This window comes from Alloiococcus otitis ATCC 51267 (assembly GCF_000315445.1).
Lineage (GTDB): Bacteria > Bacillota > Bacilli > Lactobacillales > Carnobacteriaceae_A > Alloiococcus > Alloiococcus otitis.
This window is the reverse complement of sequence record NZ_JH992957.1, coordinates 23,956-44,608: the sequence shown is the minus strand read 5'-3', so window position 1 is coordinate 44,608 and position 20,653 is coordinate 23,956. Positions and strand designations below refer to the sequence as shown.

The following is a 20,653-nucleotide window of genomic DNA, read 5'->3' as shown; positions in this document are numbered from 1 at the left end:
TGTCACTTCCTTTAAAGCTTGGATAAATTGGTCACTTGGTCTGGCTTAAACCGGCTTAAAACACTGGGGTCAAATGTAAAGAGGATAACCTGGTTGTCTTGACTGATTTCTTCCAATATATCATAAATAACTTTCTTACGGTCAGGGTCTAAGTTAACAAAGGAGTCGTCCACAATAATAGGAAATTGAAGCTTGCTTGACTGAAATTGGATGACGGCCAAGCGAAGGGCCGCATAGAGGGGCTCAGCAGTCCCCCGTGATAGGTCCTTGACTCCAAAGATTTGCCCGTCTTGCCTTTGGACCTGAATTTTATCGGCCTTAAATTGGATAGATTGGTAGTTGCCCAGGCTCAGCCGGTTAAAATAGTCACTAGCCTGGTCTAAGATGGTAGGCACTTGGTCTCTCACTCCCGCCTTGATAGTCTCTTGGATTAGGTCAGAGGCTAACTTGTAGGTCAACCATTCTTGGGCTAGGTCTTGGACATAGGCTTTTTGGTTTTCCAAAATCTGGGCTCGTTCTTCATATTCCCCGCCCATTTCAATCTTTTGGGCCTGGAGTTTAAGGCTGGACTTCTCTTCAATCAAATGGTCCTTCTTGCTAGCTTGCTCCTTCAATCTAGCCTGAATTTCCTGGTCTTTCCGGTTTAAGCTTTGGTAGTTAACTTTACCTAAGTCGGTCTGGTCACCAGTTTTTTTATTTTCTTGGAAAAAGGCCTCAAGCCTATCCCTCTCTTCTGCCTGGTTTTGGGCTTGGCGGGACCAGGCAATTTGCTTTTTAAAGCGAGCAATGGAGGTCTCATGGTACTTGGCCATGACCTGGTTCATTTTGCGGTCAAGCTGGTCAGCCTCCTGGTTTAAGTCCCCCAATTCTTGGCTAAGCCGGTTAAGCTCTTGCTGGTCTTGTCGGTCTTCTTTTAAGGCCTGGTCGACCAGGGTCTTAAACTGGTTTAAAGCCGCTATCTTATAATGGGGGTCTTGGTAAGTCGCAAAATCATCCGTCTGCTGGTCAATCCAGTCCGCCTGTCTTTGGACTTTTTGGCCGAGGTCAGTCCTCTCTGCCTGGAGGTCCAAGATAGTATGTGCCTGGTCGACATACTGGTTAAAAAAGTTAACCCGGCTGATAAGGTCTCTCAAGTTTAGGTCCTGGCTTAAATTTTTGGCCCGCAAAAAGTCCTGGTAACGGTCCTCCAATTGCTTACGCCTACCTTCTTCTTTTGCTTTTAGGTCTTGGAGATGGTCTATGTCTTCGGCCTGGTCCAATCGGCCTTGGCCTAGGGAAACCTGGCTTGCCTGGTTCTCTCCCCTTGCCTGGCTTAAAAAGTAGACTCCTCCAGCCGCCAACAAGGCTAAGATCACTGACAGGGCAAAGGAAAAGTCAAACAAGAAGGCCAGGAGAAAGGCTACGATAAAAGCAAGGCCCGGCCAAAGCCAACCTGGCGAGTCTTCGTCTTGACTGTTTTCTTCCTGTAAAACTTGTCTGATCCGGGCCTGGGTTTCTGCCTTGTAAATAGCGTCATCCAAGTCGGCCAGCTTGGACTGGGTCTGCCGCCACTCCTCTAACCAAGACGATAGCTTACTCCTATCCTCCTGGTCAATTTTTTGCACTTCTTGGTCTGGATCTAGGTCCAAGTCTTGGCCCAGGTCTTGGTGGTTTCGTTTCAAGTTAGATAAGTCTTGGTCAAGTTCCTGACAGGCCTGGGACAAGTCAACTAACCTGGAAGTTTGGTCAAACAACTTGTCATAGGACGCCCGATTGCGGTAGTAATCTTCTAAGCTCACAGCACCGGCGTCCAAGCCTTCTTGGCTAGCCTGTAAATCTTCCAACTCTTTATTCAAATGGTCAATTTGATTGTTTTTTTCTTGAGACTGACTCAACCAGTCTTCAAAGGCTAGCCAGTCATCCTCTTTAATCCGGTCTCCTGACTGGTCAAGGGCCTGGTTCAAAAACTGGAGACGGTCAATTTTCGACCAATTTTTTAAGTAAAACTGAACTTGGTCCCTATCCTGTCTTTCTTGGTCTAATCTTTGCTTGACTAGGTCGATTTGTTGGTCGATAGCTTTCAGTTCTTCAAGCAAGCTGAGGTAACTTGCATTATGTCTGTCAGCTTCATGAAAGTTCTCTTCAGCCTCTTTCAGGTCAGCCAAGGCCTGGTTAAGCAGGGGCATCCGGCCAGACGGTTTGAAAATTTCTTGAGCCTTTTTGTCAAAATCTGCCGCCAGTTCCAAATAATTAGCTGCCCCCGACACGCTTAAGTTCAGAAAATTTTCTTCTAATTGGCTGGGCTTGACTTGGTTGATTTTTTCCAGGTCATCCAGGCTGAATAAGTAAAATTGCCGAAAGACTTGGAGGTTGATATTGGACAAGAGACTCTGAAAAAAGTTTTCATCTAGAATAGTCTGGTCGGGTAAAATAATCCGACCTTGGCCTGACACTTTTTTATCCGGCAGGCGTTCAACCGTCACATCACCCAATTTGGAATCAACGACCTCCAAGCTTCCCCCATACTGGCTACTAGTCTTGGGTTCATAGCGGTTGTCGTTTTGCACCCGGGTGGGGAAGCCAAATAAAATAGCCTGGATAAAGGCAACCAAGGTAGACTTACCCGCTTCATTGCCACCGTAAAAGACATCCAAGTCCCCCTGGAGGTCAAAAGCTTGGTCTAACCACTTGCCAAAGCCCAGAATCCGTATCGCTTTAATTCGCATGACTGCCTCCTTATCCTTTATCCTCTTGGTCCAATAATTGCTTGGCTTGGTCGACTAGGTCAGCCTGGCGGGAGCTCGACTCCAAGTCTTTGAGGTAAGATTCATCTATCTTTTGCTTAAGTATGTTTAGGTAGCCGTCAAGGCCGGTCCTCTTGAGAGAGGTCACGGCTTCTTGCCAGGCCCTAGGATAAAGGCTAGCCAACTTGTCTTGTTTAGCCTGCCAGATAATTTTCCGGTCCTTGAGCCAAAGGTCTTGGTCCAAGACAAGTTCATTTAACTTGTCGGCACTGAGCTGGTCGGCTAGGTCTTTTCCTGCTTGGTCATGGACCAAGAAATTGACCCGGATAATTTGATAAGTCTTTTTCCCTGCCAAGCGGTCTAGCAAGGCCTGGTGGACAGAGTTAATCGTGTCCTGGTCCGTTACTGGCAAGTCCCATTCATCCCACTCTAAACTGGCAGTTGGGAAAAAGCTGACCTGGTGGTTGGGTCCTTGCAAAGTAACTAAAAGGGCGCCCTTCTGCCCTTTCTCATTGATATGACGGCCTTGGGTATTGCCTGGATAATAAGCCGGCAGGTCGGGGAAAACTTGGTGGAAGAAGTGGATATGACCCAAGGCTAGGTAGTGGTAGTGGAGTCTGGCTATATCTTCTTTCTGGAAAGGGGCATAGTCCTGGGACTGGCTGGCCAAGTCCCCGTGGTAAAGACCCAAGTGGTAGTCCACCTGCTTGTCCCTGGCTGGAAAGCTGGCCAGCATGTTTTTTGCGATATGTTGCTGGTGGTAGCTAAAGCCCGTAATGGCAACTTTTTCCCCAGCTTTGCTTTCTAGGTAATGGGTTGTCACTTGGTCGGGGAAAATAGTGACATTGTCAGGAAAGTCTAGGTAAAAGCGTTGGTCTGCAACATAATCATGGTTCCCAAAGCCGATAACAACCGGGATGCCCGCCTCCTGCAAGCGGGTAAACTGGTCTTTCAAGAAGACCTGGGCGTAGATACTCCGGCTGGCTAGGTCAAATAGGTCGCCAGCAATTAGGACAAAGTCTACCTCCTGGTCTAAGGCCTGGTCGACTACTCGAGCAAAAGCATCAAAGGTCGAAGCCTTGACTTGGTTTAAAAGGTCCCGGTCCATATGGGCTAAACCCTTAAAGGGACTATTTAAATGTAGGTCTGCTGTATGTATAAATTTTACCATAGAACCTCCAATAATGGGAACATATATTCTTGTTTTTGGTAAGAAAAGAGCCCTGAGCTAGGGCCCTTGTTAGTATTTGATTATTGTTCTTCCTGGCCAGTTTTGGGTTGGTGTTTTTGGTAAAGCTCTTGAATCGGTCGCAAGGCAATTTGGTTGATCTCATCAATAACCTGGCTTACCTTTTGCTCGGCTTGAATGAGCTGGGCTAGGGTCTTGTTTTCCCCTACCTTAGCCGATAATTCTTGGGCTTGTTTGGCATCTTCTTCGGTGATTTCTTGGCCTGTCATTTGTTTTTGCTGGATGCCTTGTTGGACCTGTCTGAAGTCATCAAAGAGCTTACTAGCTATTTCATCTTTTTCGACTGCTTCAAAAGCTTGGACCAGGTCTTTGAATTCGTCCGTTTGACGTAAGTCACTTTCTAACTGGTTGGCTGCGTCGTAAATATTAACGGGCATTTCTCTTACCACTCCTTCGTCATGATACCCTATGAGTATACCAGAAATGACTTAGTGGCTCAAATGTAAGCGGAAATATAGGATAAGAAGCTAAATTTAACCAACCACTACTGGCGACAACTTTAATTGCTTTCACTAGCCAGTTCTTGAGCCTCCGAAATCCATTCTTGGACTTTTTCCTGGTTTTCACTTATCCAATTTTCAGCTGCTAGCTCTGGATCATCGGTTTCTGCCAATTCCAAAACGACTGCTTCCAGGTCATCCATTTCCCACTCGAAATTATCCAAAACAGAAAAGGCAATTGGATGATCATCCTCAAAACCTTGTCGAACATGAGTATAGATCGACTCATCATCACCGTAAACATTTTCAGGATCATCCAGGTATTTCAAGTCAAATTCTTGGAACATCCAATGAGGATTCCAGCCTGTTACCACAATTTCTTCTTGGTTTTCATATCTGGTTCTTAATTCTGTTGTCATTGCGCCTGTAGAAGCATTCTGTAATTCCCAGTCTGCCAGGTTATCATATACTTCCATAGCTTCTTCGGAGGAATCCATTATCCCAGCACCAGGCTCAATACCTGTAATCGTTTTATCGGCCTGGTCGTCCAAGTCTTCAATGGAGTTAAGGTCTTCCATATAGGTAGGGACTGCTAGACCAATTTTAGCCCCGTGAGTATGGGGACCGAGATTTTCAATCTGATCGCCATATTCCTCTTCTTGAGCCCCATGTGTAATAGGAAGCCAGGCAGTAACTGAGGCATCAGTTTCCCCCTCAGCTAGGGCCTGCCACATGACAGAAACATCTACACTAGTCAAAGTGACATCATAACCAATTTCTTCTAATACTTGGGCAATAACATTTGTTGAAGCTAAAGATTCTTCCCAATCATTATGGGCAAGTTCTATTTGGTCTCCGTCCACAAGTTTTTCGTCAACAGCTTTATCGTTGCCCTCGCAAGCCAGTAAAAAACTAGAAACTAGGGCTAAGCTGACTGTTAATTTTAGATTCTTGACAAAATGTGCCATAAATTCAGCTCCTTTAAAATACGTCTTCTATTATAAAGGAAATGCTGTATCTAGACAATTTTTGCTTGTTAGCTAGGGGATATTTTGAACAATATTAATAATCTAGGCCCAAAATGACACCCCCTTACAAGTCGCAACTTGTAAGGGGGTATCTATCCGTCTGCTTCATTCAAACGGATTTTATTCAGTTATGGGTTCTTCTGCCAAGAGTTCAATTTGGTGAAGACCATAAACATCCGGGTCTTGGCCAGGAATTGCGTCGTGGGCATAGACAGATACCCGGTCATTAACCAATTGAAGTTCTGTACGCCAGAAGGTAGGGAGGGTCGGGATCTCGTCTATGAAGAATTCCTGCCAGTCGTAGAAGACTTGCTGGCGGTATTCGTCATCAAAGGCTTCTTCGGAGACAAAATCTTGCAAGTACTCATTGTTTTCCTCAGACTCATAGCGGGCCAAGTTAAATGGTTCATTTGGACCGTACAAGCCAATTGGTGTTGGGTCAGACCCTACCCCAAAGCCTAATTCAAATACGTCAATATCTGGGTCATCTGCTTGAACCCGGTCGATGTGGGCATTATTCTCGTGGAGTCGGCCATCTAGTAAGGAAACATTAAGGCCAACTTCTTCCCAGGCCTGGAGATAGTATTGGGCAACCGTTTCTGCGACCTCAGAACCTGCTCGGGAAGCATAGGTGATTTCTAGCGGTTCACCGTCAGGATCTTCCCGGTAGCCGTCTCCGTCTACATCTTCGTAGCCAGCTTCGTCTAGCAATTGGTTAGCCCGGTCAGGGTCATAAGGGTAACCTTCCAAGTCATCTCGGTGGAAGTCAGTAAAGTTGGGAATAATGTGGGTGGTTGCCCGCTGGCGGAGACCAGAATAGAAGGATTCGCTAACCTGGTCAATGTCCAAGGCGTAAGCCATAGCCTGGCGTAAGTTTTTATCAGCCATTTTAGCATCTGGATCGACTTGAACCTTACCGGCTTCTTGATCCCACTCACCTAATTTAAAGCCGATAAAGTCATAACTTTGACCGGTGTAGCCGAGGGTAGTGTAACCCGGGATACCGTCTTGGAAGGTATCGTATTGATCAGTAGGAACTGTGTCAACCCAGTCAAATTCACCCGCACGAAGGGCTTCAATAGCACCGGATGATGGAACACGTTCCACAGTAATGCCGTCTAGCTTTGGAGCCCCTAAATAATAGTCTTCAAAGGCAGAAAATTCTACCGATTCACCCGGAACAACATTATCGACCTTGAAAGGTCCAAAGCCAACTGGATTTTCTCGGACATTCGGGTGAGATTCCAGTTCTTCAGCTGGGATATCGCCTAAGTGGTGGCGAGGAGCAGCATAAGACCAAACTCCCCCACCTGCTTGGGTCATGGTAGGGTCAAATTCCTTGTAATGGATAGTCACAGACATTTCATCGTCTGACAACTCTAGACCTGAAATGGAGTCAGCTTCACCATTTTTAAACTCTTCCATCCCTTCAACATTAGCGATGTCTTCACCGTAACGGATACCGGTGTAGTTAGGGTCCCCTAGAATTTCGTGGGCAAAGACCACATCATCAGCTGTCACCTGCTCGCCATCATGCCAGTACACATCATCGCGAACAGTAATGGTGACACTTGAATTTTCTTCGTCAAATTCAATATCGGCAGCTGTACCCCATTCTTCGCCCCCAACTAGTTCAAAGTTCTCATCTTGGGTCAATAATTCGCCCAAGGTGAAGCCATTCAAGGTTGAGTCCGTACTCACTTCGTATAGTTGCCAGTCAAAGATACCAGTCCAAGCAGAGTCAGCTACAATCCCAACTTGAGCCACCCCACCATCAATGGGCTCGCCTTCGTTTTCGACCGTAGACTCAAAGTCATCAACGGAAACAGCACTGGACTCTTCACCATTGCTTTCTTCGTTAGTCTCTTCCGTTTGTTCACCTGAATCAGCAGGTGCTCCGCCTTCTTCCTGGCCACTTTCGCCGCCACAAGCTGCTAGGGTCAAGGCCACTAGGGTTGAGCTGGCGAGTAGCGCGTATTTTCTCTTCAAATGCATATTCTTCCCCCTGTTTCTTTTTACTAGCGGCCCTCCCTGGTTAGACCAGAATTAGCCGACTATGATGTTGGTCCCCAGTCTAAGACTTAGGGTTGGAATAGCAAATAGTTAACCCCTTTTCAAATATGACCACCATCCCCTTTTAGCACAAATAGGACTAAGTATTTAATGAGTAACTATTGTATTCCTTTAACTTTAATAAATATTGTAAGTGAAGGAATGAGGAAAATCAAGGCTTAAATCAGATCTTTTTTAATTTTATTTAATAAATACTGTGGTTATCAGCTTTTCGTTCACTTCATTTTTTTACAAAAAAACTGTCAGGCCCAAATATGGGCCTGACAGGGCAGTTATAATCGCGATCAATTGAGTCAATTATTCAGTCAAGGGCTCTTCAGCTAGGAGTTCAATTTCATGGAGTCCATAGGTGTCTTGGTCAACTTGTGGAACAGAACTGTGGGCGTAGGCAGAGACCCGGTCGTTAACGATCTCTAGCTGTGTAAACCAGAAGGTCGGTAGGGTCGGAATTTCATCCATAAAGAATTCTTGCCAGTCATGGAAAAGTTGCTGGCGGTAGTCGTCATCAAAGGCTTCATCTGCCTCAAAGGCTTGGAGGTATTCATTGTTTTCATCCGTTTCATAGCGAGTGAAGTTAATGGGTTCGTTTGGCCCGTAGATGACAGATGGGGTTGGGTCAGATAGGGCACCAAAACCTGCTTCAAAGACATCAATTTCAGGGTCGTCCCCTTGGATTCGGTCATAGTGGGAGTTAGATTCGTGGAGTCGGCCTTCAAGCAAGGAAACATTTAAGCCCACTTCCGCCCAAGCTTGGAGGTAGTATTGGGAAATTGGTTCAGCAGTGTCACCCCCGGTCATAGCAGCATAGGTAATTTCAAGAGGCTGGCCGTCTGGATCTTCCCGGAAGCCGTCGCCATCTACATCTTCATAACCAGCTTCATCCAAGAGTTGGTTGGCCTTGTCTGGATCATAAGGGTAGCCTTCCAAGTCATCTCTATAGAAACTTGCAAAGTTAGAAGGAATATGGGAAGTGGCTCGTTGACTTAAACCGTTGGAGAAGGTAATAGCCACCTGGTCCAAGTCAAGGGCATAAGCCATGGCTTGGCGGAGGTTTTTGTCAGCCATTTTGGCATCCGGATTCATTTTAACCTTGCCTTCGTCTGCATCCCACTCACCGAGTTTAAAGCCGAGGAAGTCATAGCCACGGTCAGGATAGCCTAGGATGGTGTAGCCTGGAAGACCCTCTTCGATAATATCAAACTGGTCTGTCGGTACAGAGTCTACCCAGTCAAATTCACCTGCCCGCAAGGCTTCAATGGCTCCAGCCGGTTGCAAACGTTCCAGGGTAATCCCATCTAGCTTGGGTTCACCTAAGTGGTAGTCTTCGTAAGCAGAGTATTCAACAGACTCTCCCGGAACAACATTATCGACCTTAAAGGGACCAAAGCCAATGGGGTTTTCACGGACATTGGGGTGGGACACTAATTCGTCAGCTGGGATGTCTTCTAAGTAGTGCCGTGGTGCAGCATATGCCCAAACGCCCCGGCCCGCTTGTTTCATGGATGGGACAACTTGTTGGTAGTGGATGGTGACGGTCATTTCATCATCAGACAATTCTAAACCAGAAATGGAATCAGCTTCTCCTGCTTTATATTCTTCCATTCCTTGAACATTGGTAAAGTTATCCCCATATCGGATTCCAGTGTAGTCTGGGTTTCCCACAATTTCATGGGCAAAGACAATGTCGTCAGCAGTTACCTGTTCCCCGTCATGCCAGTAAACGTCATCATGGACTGTGATAGTGACGGTGTCGTTATCCTCATCGAATTCGATATCAGCCGCAGCCCCGTTTTCCTTGCCACCCACCAGTTCATAGTTCTCGTTCATGGCCAAAAGGTCACCTAGGGTATAGTTCATCAGAGAAGCATCAGCTTCATTTTCATAGTGTTGCCAGTCAAAAATCCCGGTCCAAGCCGTGTCAGACAAGACACCAACTTGGGCAATCCCACCATCGATGGCTTCTCCTTCATTTTGAACCGTCTCATCAAAATCTTCAGGCGACCGTTCTTGTGTGGCCTGGTCTTCTGTTGTCTCTTGGCTGCTTTCTCCTTCCTGGCCTGGATCAACCGGCTCGCCTTCGCCGCCACAAGCCGCTAGGGTGAGACTTAGGGCAGCAGAACTAGCTAAGATGGCATATTTCTTTTTAAGAGACATGATTTTTCCTCCTATGTTTTTCAATCTGTCCTATTTGACCTTGTATAAAATAGGGTCATTTACAAACTCAATCAATACAGGACCCCACTATCTTTGGAATGGACCAAGTAGTGGCTTTTTAGGCCTCTCTTTACTAATCATCTGGCAAAAGTGAGGTATTTACTTATTATTTGTTAGTATTATTGTAAATAGAAGCAGTTACTTTATCAAGTTTAAAGTTTATGTAAATGAAAAAATCTGCTTGGAAATAAATATTGCCCCTGGTCAGTCATTGGCAAGTCAAAATCGACTCAAACAAAAAACCAGCTGTTTTTACCAACAGCTGGCTGTAATGAATGAGTTCTTGTTTTACCTTTACAATAGTCTTGCTAAGGTTAGAGGGTCCAATACTATCGACTCGTTTTTTATTGACCAAATTCCCGTAGCCACTCGACAAGGTCCTTGCCAACTTCCTTGGCACCACGTTTGAACTGGTCATAACCTTCCGCCAAACCTTCCTTGGTGGATTCGATAGCCGAATCGACCTTCTCCTTGAGCTCAGGCGACTGGAGGAAGTCTAAGAAGCTACCACCATCGTCCTCTTGATCTTCTTCGTTGATCTTGTCAACATTAAAGTCGGTTTGATTGGTATAAGGCAGGATGTGTTCCATTTGATATTTAAAGGCTACACCCACCCCTTGGTTAGCATAATTAGACAGGTAGTGGGTCTCAGAGCTTTCATCAAAGCCCATCCAGGAGGCTAAAACCAGGTCTGGTGTGTAGCCCACAATCCATTGGTCGGTTGCCCCGGGCCCATTTTCCCTCTGGGTTGTCCCTGTCTTACCAGCCACCTGGTAGCCGTCCGGTTCATTGACTGCGGCCGTCCCCGTATCAAAGACATCCAGCAAGAGCTGGTTCATCTCATCGTTAACCTGCTGGTTCAAGACCCGGTGAGGCTTGGACTGGCTGTTGTCAACTAGGACATTGCCTGTTGCATCCACAATTTGGGTGATAAAGTGGGGTTCAATCCGAACCCCATCATTAGCAAAGGTGGAGTAGGCACTGGCTAGATTAAGCGGAGATATCCCGTGGCTCATCCCACCTAAGGCAATACTGCCTAGGTGTCTGTCTTGGTCATCCACCTGCCAACCAAACTCTTTAAGCTTGGCCATACCCTTGTCAATTCCTATCTCATTTAAAAGCCAAACGGTAGGGGCATTTAAACTCTGAGAAAGGGCATAGTGGAGAGGTACCTGGCCTTGGTAGGTACCGGACAGGTTGGTTGGGGTGTAGTCTGTTTCCCCATAAGAGGTTAATTCATCTTGTAAGAGGGAATCAGGATGGTAGCCATTTTCAAGAGCTGGGGCATAAACACCTAATGGTTTAATGACCGATCCTGGCTGCCGTCTCATCTGGGTGGCCCGGTTAAAGCCACGCAAGGTGTAGTCCCCTCGACCACCTACAACAGCCATGACTCCACCCGTTTGGGGGTCTAAGGCCACTGAAGCAGCCTGGGCAGGAGTCCCATCTTGAGCACTGGCAAAGAGACTATCATTACGGTAGCTTGCATCCAATTCTTGTTGGGTGGCCTGGTTCAGGCTAGTGTAAATCGTGTAACCCCGGTTCATTAACTCTTCTTCATCCATCCCGTATTTGTAGATGGCTTCACTAATCACGGCATCAAAATAATAGGGATAGCGGTAGTCGTCAATGGGATCATAGTTGTCTACTAAGTTTAACCCATACTGGCTAATCTCATCATACTGGTCTTCTGTCAAGTAATCATTGTTAACCATGAGTTGTAAGACGGTATTGCGCCGGTCGATAGCCCGGTCATAATTGTCAATAGGATTGTAGGCTGAAGGCCCCTTGAGCATGCCGACCAAGGTAGCAGCTTCTGCTACAGTCAAGTCACTGGCCGGTTTGCCGAAATATTTATGCGACCCATCTTCAACTCCCCAGACACCATGGCCTAGGTAGACATTGTTTAAGTACATGGTTAAAATCTGGTCTTTACTATAATTCTTCTCGATTTCGATAGCTAAAAATAACTCCCGCAACTTCCGAATGATGGTCTGGTCTGCGGACAGGTAGGCATTTTTAGCCAGCTGCTGAGTGATGGTAGACCCACCCCCAACGACACGACCTGTCGTTAAGTAGCCCAAACTAGCCCGGCCGATTCCGATCAAGTCAAAACCCCGGTGCCGGTAAAAGCGCTTGTCCTCCGTTGCAATAACGGCCTGGACTAAATTATCTGAAATTTCTTCTATTTCAACCTGGCTTCCCTGCTGAGAGTTGAGGCTGCCGGCCTCTTGGCCACTGACATCTATAATTTGTGTTTTTTCTTCTAAACCAGCCTCCAAGGTCTCCACATTGGCAGTTCGGGATAAGTAATTTAAGTAAATCCCAAAGCCCAAGGCAATGGTTAAAACAGTCAGGAGGGAGACCTTGGTTAGGTGAAATTTCCGCCACCACCTTCTAAAATTCTGCCAAAAACGGACAAGGTAGGGGGCCAACCAATTCCAAAAAGCTTTAACTTGGCGCTTGGCCTGCTCCAGAAAACTATTATTTTCCATGAAGACACCTCTTTAACGTGGTCTAAGTAACTGATCTAATCTTAACTATCATACACTGAATCGAACCATCCGACATAGGTCCCTAGTATGATATCATTTTCACCTATCCAGCGGGCCATAATGAGTGCTATTTAAAGAAATTTTAAAATGACCAGACACTCTTAAGATAGGAAAACCTCCCTGGCAACTTGAGCCAGGAAGGTCCCTTCCAACTTTAGCGAGGCAGGATTAAGAAATAAAATCGTCGTATAGGTCTTGGTCATAGACCACATCCAATTCACCCATAAATTCTTTCAGCCCTTCATGACCGGTAAAGATTTTTTTAAACCGGTAGAGGCCGTCCGACTTGTCAAAGCCAAAGACCCCACCCATATCATATTCTTCGCTTCCTCGGGCCAAGGCATACTTCATGGCTTCGTAATTTTCTTGCAAAGACCCATTTAAATTTCGTTTTTTGTTGGAAGAAGCTGCATACATGTAGAAGGATTTTTTATTATAGCTCACCAAGATACAAGTAGCTAGGAGGTCATCTTCGTGGTAGGTCTGGAACAATTTAGCATCCTCAAAGCTGTGCATTAACCGGTCAAAGTAGTCTTTGGGCCGGTGAGTAATCCCTTGCCGTTCTGCCATTATTTGGGTCAATTCATAAAAGTCATCCAAGGCCTGGTCATAACCCTCATCATCCACGGTCAGATAGTGGGTCTGGAGGTTATTTTTGTAAGTTTTGCGGATCTTGCGCCGGTTATTGCTGGTGAAGGCCATCAGCAAGCTTTCTTCATCATGACCCCTTAAGTCCGTCATCATGTGGAAGCGGGGGTTGGAGAAGACGTGTTCATCTTCTTGCTCAGCTGACCGGAAAGTATAGCCTAAATCGCGGTATTTTTCGACCAGGTCAGGATCATGAAGGGTTTCCGGGTCCATCCGCAACAAAAAGGCCTTGTGCTTGTCCGCTACGACTTGGGCTTCCTTAATTAAGTCGGTCACCAAGTCTGTATCATGAAAGTCACAAACCGGCCCTCTTGGCGCATATAAGAAGGCATGTTCTCCGTCATTTTTGACTGATAGAATGGACAAGCATGCCTTGATCCGGTCTTGGTCATCGGTAAGGTAAACATAGTCACCGTCCCAGCCTTCCTTAACCTGGATCCATTTGGTAGACTGCATCAGGTGGCCCTGGGGGTGGTTTTGGACAAAGTCCTCATATTCCTGAACGCGGTCATGGTCATTTAAGTCTAATAATGGCACTATTAATTCCTCCATACACGTAAATAATTTTGTTTAGCTTAGGACTGAAAGTCTTTAACAGCTTGTTTAAATTGATCAATAATAGCTTGAATTTCTTCATGACTGTAGGCATAGGCCCCACTAGCCATGGGGTGCCCCCCTCCACCATGGTCTTTAGCAATTTGGTTAATAGCTGGTCCTTTTGACCGTAAACGGCAACGGTAGGACCCGTCTGTTTGCTCGACAAATATGCCCCAACACAAGACTCCCGCAATGGGACGAGGAACATTGACAATGGCATTAGTGTCTGCATCCCTTAAACCTAATTCCTGTAGTTTGGCTTGGTCGATCACTACTGCTCCCACACCATCTTCCACCTTGACCTGGTCTAAGACATAGCCGTTTAGACTAGCCACTTGGGGGCTGACTTCGTAGAGTTGGTTGAGGAGGTCAGTATGGTCAAAGTTAGATTCCATTAAACGACCTGCCACCTGCATAGTGTGGGGAGTAGTGGCTGGGAATTCAAAGCGACCGGTATCCCCTACAATCCCTCCATATAAAAGTCTGGCAGCATTGTCAGGCAGGGTCAAGCTATCCTCAAAGGCAAAGTAAAAGTCTGCAATCATTTCTGAACAAGACGAAGCAGAAGGCTTGACCCAAGCCAAGTTACCATAAGGGTCATCCAAAGGGTGGTGGTCAATTTTGATGACTTGGTTTTGGTCAAAATCAATATTTTCCCTGCCATCGATCCGGTCAATATTGGCTGTATCAGTGACAATCACTAGGGCGTCATCGTATTCATTAGCCTGGACTCCAGAAAAGTCTGCTAAAAATTTCAAGTGGTCGCTCCCAGACCCGGCTGTCAAAACAGTCTTATCGGGGAAATTTGCCCGGATAATTTCAGCTAGGCCAACCTGGGACCCGATGGCATCCGGGTCAGGCCGGACGTGGCGGTGGATAATTATCTTATCGGCTTTTTTGATACTTTTCAATATAGCTTGAAGTTGATTTTGCTCATCTTGAGTCATGGTATGCTCCTTTAATTCATTATCAAGCGCCCGGTCAAGATAGCCTTGGCGACTAGGCCTTCTTCCGAAAAAACATTGATTTCAGCACGGGCGTTCTTACGAGACTTGTCAAAAATATCCACCTTAATTAATATTTCAGCTTCTAAGGGGATATACTTAAAGTAGTGGAGTTGGATTTGGTCTAAGGTGATATTATGGTTTGTTTCCTTGTAGACCACCATGGAAGAAACATGGGAAAGGATCTCCGTTAAAACTCCAAAAGAGATGGATCCCAAATTATCCGTCATCTGTGGACTCACACTGACCACAAACTCATTGTTGCCCACATCGGAGATCAAGTCTTTGACCTGGTCGGAAATGGTGTCTTTTAAATGGGGCTGGTGGGCCTGGCTTTGCATGACTTTCATAATATCCTGGCGGGAGATAATCCCAATCAAGGTTAAGTCATCAGCTACTACCGGAAGTAGGTCAAATCCCTCCCAAATCATGGCATGGGCCACGCTTGCAACGCTGTCGTACTCCTTGGCCAGCTTGGGGTTTTTGGTCATCAAGCTATTAATAGCCATACTATCATCCTTGCCAATCACATCCCGGGCCGTGACAATCCCTACCAAGCGGTTATGGTCGTTGACCACAGGTAGGCGGGAGTGGTCATGTTGTTGGGCTACAAACTTATAATCGTAAACCGTTGACCCTGACTTTAAGTAATCGGTGTCCTCCAGTTGGGTGTAGACATTCTTGATCAATAAGATTTCTTTCCGGATAACTTGGTCACTGAGAGACCGATTAATCATGGAAGCAACCGTAAAAGTGTCATAAGAAGTCGATAATACAGGCAAGGCCAATTGGTTGGCCAAATCAATCACCGCTTTTTCGGGAATAAAGCCCCCAGTAATCAGAATAGCGGCCCCATTTTTAAGGGAAAGTTCCTGGACTTCTTGGCGGTTCCCGACGATCATCAAAGAGTCTTTAGAGATATAGCGGAGCATGGCTTCTTTTTCCATCGCTCCAATAAAAAACCGGTTCAAGGATTTATTGAGGCCTTCCTGACCACCCAACACTTCGCCGTCAATCACATTAACGACTTCCTGGTAAGTTAATTTTTTCACCTGGTCCCGACCCGTCTGCTTGGTCCGGATGGTGCCAACTCGTTCAATGGCTTGAACCAAGCCCTTTTCTTCGGCATCTTTGATGGCCCGGTAGGCTGTCCCGTCCGAAACACTCATTTCTTTGGCAATGTTCCGTACAGATAATTTATTGCCTACCGGGATCGTCTTGATATAGTTAATAATCTTCTCATGCTTGGTTACCATCTAGTCTTCCTCCCAAAGTTGTAAGGGGATATTTTCGTATAAACTGGACTGAATATTGGTAACGGTGACTCCGAGGAGGCGGACACCTCGGTCGACCTGGCCAAATTCAGTCCACAAGTCATAAGCCAGGTTGAAGAGGTCATCTGCTGATTGAAGGTATTGCAGGCTGGTCTTACGTTTGGTGTGGGTGGTAAAGTCCTCGTACCGCACCTTGATCACCAGGGTCTTGCCATGGAGGTGGTGGTTGGCTAGGGCCTGTGACACTTTTTGCGACAGGGACCGGAGAGACTGGATAACCTGGTCTTCATCGTAAATCTCAGTCTGGTAGGTCCGCTCCTTGCCCACTGATTTCCGATCCCGGATTGGGTTGACCGGGCTGTCGTCAATCCCCCTGACTTTTCGGTAGAGGGAATGACCCATTTTACCAAAAATCTGGGCCAGGTCATAATCCGATATTTGGTAGAGGTCCGAGCCAGAATAGATACCCAAATCATGCATCTTTTGTACGGTCTTCTCGCCTACGCCAAAAAACTTGTCAATGGGTAGGGCCATCAAGAAGTCATGGGCGGCATCCGGGTCTACCACGGTGAGGCCACCAGGCTTGCGGTAGTCGGAAGCAATTTTGGCAATGAATTTATTATAGGAAACACCGGCTGATGCGGTCAGCTGAGTGGCCTGGACGATCTCTGCTTGAATCTTTTGCGCAATCCGGGTAGCAGACTTCATGCCATGCTTATTTTTCGTCACATCTAGGAAGGCTTCATCCAGGGAAATGGCCTGGACGAGGTCGGTGTACTGGTGGAAGATTTGGTGGATCTGGTCCGACATTGTCCGATAGAGGTCAAAGTGAGGCGGGACAAAAGTCGCTTGGGGGCACAATTGATAGGCCTTAGCCGAGGACATAGCAGAGTGGATACCGTACTGGCGGGCAATATAATTGGCTGTGGTCACTACCCCCCTCCCCTCTGTTTCCTGTGGGTGGCGGGCAATGACAACCGGCTTATCCTTCAGGTCTGGCTGTTCCCTAATTTCAACTGATGCATAAAAGGCATCCATGTCAATATGGATGATTTTCCGAGAGGTATCCCGTTTCGGTTCTTCAAAGGTTAGGATGCCATACTTCATACTACTACACCTCTTTGAAAACTGTACCTTTATTATACAACAGATTCCCAGATTAAACACATAATAAAAAAGACAGTTGCCTGTCTTTTTTAGTTTATTCTGTAGCTTCTTCTGATTCCTCTGTTTGACTGGGTTGGTTGGTCCCTAAGTCTTCAGCTTGGGCGCCGCTTCTTGGGCTATCTGCTTTCGATAAGACTTGGGCAATGGCTCTTTTCTCAAAGGTGAGGTAGATGCCTTCACAGTCTAAGACGACCGTTCGCTCAGAATCATTTTGTTCGTCCACTACCCCGTGCAAGCCACCAATAGTCACAACTGTGTCACCCTTTTGCATCCGGTCAATCATGGCCTTGTGTTCTTCTTGGCGTTTTTTCTGGGGCCGGATAGTTAAGAAGTAAATTAATACCATAAAAAGTATTAAAGGTAAAATACTTATAATAAATTCCATTACCTGCATTCCTCCACAAATTTTCTTATTATAATCCTAACAAAAAAGCGAAGATAAATCTAGTTTTTATCGGGCTTGGCTGGCTGGACTTGAAACAAGATTACTTCTCTTGGTCAGGACTGGGAAGTTGAAAGTGGTCATAGGCCTTTTGGGTTGCCACCCGACCCCGGGCCGTCCGGTTGAGTAGGCCAGTCTTCAAAAGGAAGGGTTCTACCATATCTTCAATGGTCTCCATCTCTTCTCCAATGTTAGCTGCTAAAGTGTTTAAGCCAATGGGGCCACCCTGGTAGAGGGTGATGATCATCTTGAGTAATTTTTGGTCTAGCTGGTCCAAACCCATGTCATCAACTCCCAAGAGGTCCAAAGACTGGCGGGCAAGGTCTTGGGTGATGGTCCCATCGCCTTGGACCTGGGCAAAGTCCCTGACCCGTTTTAGGAGGCGGTTGGCAATCCGGGGGGTGCCCCGGGACCGTCCGGCAATTTCTAAACTGCCTTTCGGATGGACTTCAGTGGCAATGACCTGGGCTGACCGTCGCACAACCTGGTCTAAGTCTTCCTGACTGTAATATTCCATATGGGCTAAGATCCCAAACCGGTCTCTCAAAGGAGCTGACAAGGAACCAGCCCGGGTGGTAGCCCCAATCAAGGTAAAAGGCGGGAGGGGGAAGTGAACCGGGTGGGCTGACTCCCCTTCCCCGATAATGATATCAATGTAAAAGTCTTCCATGGCTGAATAGAGCATCTCTTCAATCACCCGGGGCAGGCGGTGGATTTCATCGATAAATAAAATCCCCCCTGGGTCCAGGTCATTTAAGAGAGCAACCAGGTCTCCAGGCTTGTCAATGGCTGGGCCAGATGTGGTCCGGATGCTGGTTTCCATTTCGTTGGCAATCACCATGGCTAGGGTGGTCTTACCCAAGCCAGGTGGGCCGTAGAGTAGGACATGGTCTAAGGCCTCTTGTCGATCTTTTGCCGCTTGAATATAGACTGATAATTCTTTTTTGACATTATCCTGGCCAATATATTGGGATAAGAAACGGGGTCTTAGGGATTTTTCGAATGTTTCTTCCGCTTGGTCTAGTTGGCTGGAAACAAGCCGGTTCTCTTCTTCCATAACTGCTTACCTCCTCACTGGTTCACTTACTGGTGCAAGAGCATGTCAAGTCCTTGCCGGATATAGGCATCACTGGTCTGGTCATCTTGGTCCTCTAAGGCCTTTTTGACTTTTTTTACTTCTCTTTTGCTGTAACCCAGTGCTTCTAGGGCCAAGAGGGCTTCTTCTAAGGCTGGATTGGTCGCAGCTTCTTTGGCCTCGGCTGACGACTGGGGGAAAGAAGCGGAAGTCAAGTCTTGCAAGTTCCCTTTGAGGTCCAGAACAATCTGAGAGGCTGTTTTTTTTCCTACCCCGGGAAAGCGTTGCAAAAACTGTCGGTCTTCATTTTCAATCGCCTGGATTAAGCCAGCATGGTCTTCATTGGCCAGGATAGCCAAAGCACTTTTGGGCCCAATACCTGAGACATTGATTAATTTTAGAAACAAGCTTTTTTCATCCTGGCGGGGAAAACCAAAGAGGCTAAGCTGGTCTTGACTAACATTCAGGTAAAGGTAAATCTTCACTTCTTGGCCCAGCCGGTCGTTCAGGCGGAAGGGGTTAGCCATTAAAAGGTGGTAGCCCACTCCCCCCACTTGTAAAACCAAGTAGCTGGGTTGGACATCAACGACTGTCCCTACCATGTATTCATACATACTTTCACCACTTTTTCCAATAGTCATTTTATTATACCACAGATAAACCTAGCCTTTTAGGTCTACTTGGTTCAAACCACCCCTTTTAAGTCTGCTCATAATAAAAACTGTAATAGCAGAAGTAAATCCGCCATTACAGCTTTCTTCTCTAGACCTCTTGACTGTCCCCACTTTCGGCAATCACATAATCGGTAATGATTGACCGGGCTGGGTCAGCTGTCACCTTGACCGTATAGATCCGGCCCGATTCAGCTCTCAAGGTCTGGATAACATAGTTGCCCACCCTTAACTTAAACCGGTCCGTACTAGATGGGACAAAACCAATTTCCCTGGTGATGGCACCAGCCAAGGTTTCGATATCCTCATGGGGGATATTGACCTTGTAGTAGTCATTAAATTCTTCAATATCGATCCCAGCATTGATAAAGGCATTGTTTTTGTCTACTTGACGAATGTCGGTTAAGTGTTGGACATCGTTTTCGTCATCAATTTCGCCGACAATTTCTTCCAGAAGGTCTTCCATGGTCACAATGCCCTCAACCCCGCCGTATTCATCCATTAAGATGGCCATGTGCTGCTGTTGTCGTTTAAAGTCGATCAGCAAGTCATCGATATACATGGTTGCTGGAACAAACAAGGGGTCATAGGACAAGGCTAAGAGGTCAATCTCTCTTTCATCCTTAACCCGGATAGATTTTAGGAGGGACTTGGTGTGCAAGATGCCAACGACATTGTCCCGGTCACCTTGGTAGATGGGAATCCGGGAAAAGGGACTTTCTAAAATTTCATCGATATTCTCCTTGGGATCGTCGTCAATATTAACCATCTGGATATCAGTTCTTGGCACCATGACAGCCCGGGCAATTTTATCATTCAGCGATAAAACGCCCTCTAGCATAGTAAATTCTTCCATGTCAATGGACCCCTCATTGTGGCTTTCAACCAAAATGGACTGCATCTCATCCCGGGTAAAACGTTCGGTATTGTAGTCAAAGTCATAGGGCAATACCTTCTGCAAGCCCTTGGTAGAGACACTAACCAACCACACAAAGGGGGTCATCAAGCTATCGATAAAGGCAACCCCATGCACCAAACGCAAGGCAGCCTGGTCAGGATCTTGGGCTGCTAGGCGTTTAGGAATTTTTTCGCCAAGGACGATAAATATAAGGGTCAGCAAAAAGACAACCAAGGCAAAGGGCAAGAGCCAATCAAGTGGACCCGGTAAAAAGTCTAAGGGCTGGATCAAGTCATAGACAAAAACAGAAAAATAAACACTAGCTAAGACTTCAGTCAGAGTGATAGCTGACTGAAGCGAGCTAATGAGCTGGTCTGATTCACTGATTAATTTTAAAAGCTTTTTCGCCCTCTTATTGTCTTCCAAGGCCAAATCGTTCATGTTTTGCTGGCTCAAGGAAATATAAGCTATCTCACCAGCCGAAACAAAGGCATTAATGGCGAGTAAAACCAATAAGACGATGAGGTGTATGGCAAGGGACCTCCCGGAAACTTCCACGGGCATTCGCTCCATTCCTTTTCAACAAGTTAGCTAT

General features: G+C 46.4%; 15 protein-coding genes. All 15 read right to left on the bottom strand.

What is annotated here, in order from left to right; translation table 11 throughout:
* Positions 1-11: 11 nt before the first annotated feature.
* Positions 12-2,705 (bottom strand): ATP-binding protein, encoded by a 2,694-nt coding sequence (locus HMPREF9698_RS00250; protein WP_003776096.1) that lies wholly within the window; start codon positions 2,703-2,705, stop codon positions 12-14.
* A gap of 10 nt (positions 2,706-2,715) precedes the next feature.
* Positions 2,716-3,894, bottom strand: coding sequence for a metallophosphoesterase family protein (locus tag HMPREF9698_RS00245; RefSeq protein ID WP_003776095.1), 1,179 nt, complete (start codon positions 3,892-3,894; stop codon positions 2,716-2,718).
* A gap of 80 nt (positions 3,895-3,974) precedes the next feature.
* Positions 3,975-4,349, bottom strand: a complete 375-nt coding sequence (locus tag HMPREF9698_RS00240; RefSeq protein WP_003776093.1) for a YlbF/YmcA family competence regulator — start codon at positions 4,347-4,349, stop codon at positions 3,975-3,977.
* A gap of 122 nt (positions 4,350-4,471) precedes the next feature.
* A complete protein-coding gene (locus HMPREF9698_RS00235) occupies positions 4,472-5,380 on the bottom strand; it encodes a glycine betaine ABC transporter substrate-binding protein (RefSeq protein ID WP_003776091.1) in 909 nt (302 codons plus the stop codon).
* 180 nt (positions 5,381-5,560) lie between these two features.
* A complete protein-coding gene (locus HMPREF9698_RS00230) occupies positions 5,561-7,435 on the bottom strand; it encodes an oligopeptide ABC transporter substrate-binding protein (RefSeq protein WP_003776089.1) in 1,875 nt (624 codons plus the stop codon).
* A gap of 375 nt (positions 7,436-7,810) precedes the next feature.
* Positions 7,811-9,667 (bottom strand): oligopeptide ABC transporter substrate-binding protein, encoded by a 1,857-nt coding sequence (locus tag HMPREF9698_RS00225; RefSeq protein WP_003776087.1) that lies wholly within the window; start codon positions 9,665-9,667, stop codon positions 7,811-7,813.
* Positions 9,668-10,071: 404 nt separating this feature from the next.
* Entirely contained in the window at positions 10,072-12,222 is a 2,151-nt protein-coding gene (locus tag HMPREF9698_RS00220) for a PBP1A family penicillin-binding protein (RefSeq protein ID WP_003776085.1), read from the bottom strand.
* 228 nt (positions 12,223-12,450) lie between these two features.
* Complete coding sequence (locus HMPREF9698_RS00215; RefSeq protein WP_003776083.1) at positions 12,451-13,467, bottom strand: lipid II:glycine glycyltransferase FemX; 1,017 nt, start codon at positions 13,465-13,467, stop codon at positions 12,451-12,453.
* Positions 13,468-13,505: 38 nt separating this feature from the next.
* A complete protein-coding gene (locus HMPREF9698_RS00210; protein WP_003776082.1) occupies positions 13,506-14,474 on the bottom strand; it encodes a DHH family phosphoesterase in 969 nt (322 codons plus the stop codon).
* Positions 14,475-14,485: 11 nt separating this feature from the next.
* Complete coding sequence (locus HMPREF9698_RS00205) at positions 14,486-15,787, bottom strand: DRTGG domain-containing protein (RefSeq protein ID WP_003776080.1); 1,302 nt, start codon at positions 15,785-15,787, stop codon at positions 14,486-14,488.
* Entirely contained in the window at positions 15,788-16,912 is a 1,125-nt protein-coding gene (dinB, locus tag HMPREF9698_RS00200; RefSeq protein WP_003776078.1) for a DNA polymerase IV, read from the bottom strand.
* 94 nt (positions 16,913-17,006) lie between these two features.
* Positions 17,007-17,357, bottom strand: a complete 351-nt coding sequence (gene yajC, locus HMPREF9698_RS00195; protein WP_003776076.1) for a preprotein translocase subunit YajC — start codon at positions 17,355-17,357, stop codon at positions 17,007-17,009.
* Between the two features lie 100 nt (positions 17,358-17,457).
* On the bottom strand, positions 17,458-18,471 hold the full coding sequence (gene ruvB, locus HMPREF9698_RS00190; RefSeq protein ID WP_003776074.1) for a Holliday junction branch migration DNA helicase RuvB: 1,014 nt from the start codon (positions 18,469-18,471) through the stop codon (positions 17,458-17,460).
* Between the two features lie 26 nt (positions 18,472-18,497).
* Positions 18,498-19,103 carry a Holliday junction branch migration protein RuvA gene (ruvA, locus tag HMPREF9698_RS00185; protein ID WP_003776073.1) on the bottom strand — a complete coding sequence of 202 codons (606 nt, stop codon included), beginning with the start codon at positions 19,101-19,103 and terminating at the stop codon, positions 18,498-18,500.
* A 148-nt stretch (positions 19,104-19,251) separates the two neighbouring features.
* Positions 19,252-20,622 (bottom strand): hemolysin family protein, encoded by a 1,371-nt coding sequence (locus HMPREF9698_RS00180; RefSeq protein WP_003776071.1) that lies wholly within the window; start codon positions 20,620-20,622, stop codon positions 19,252-19,254.
* Positions 20,623-20,653 lie beyond the last annotated feature (31 nt).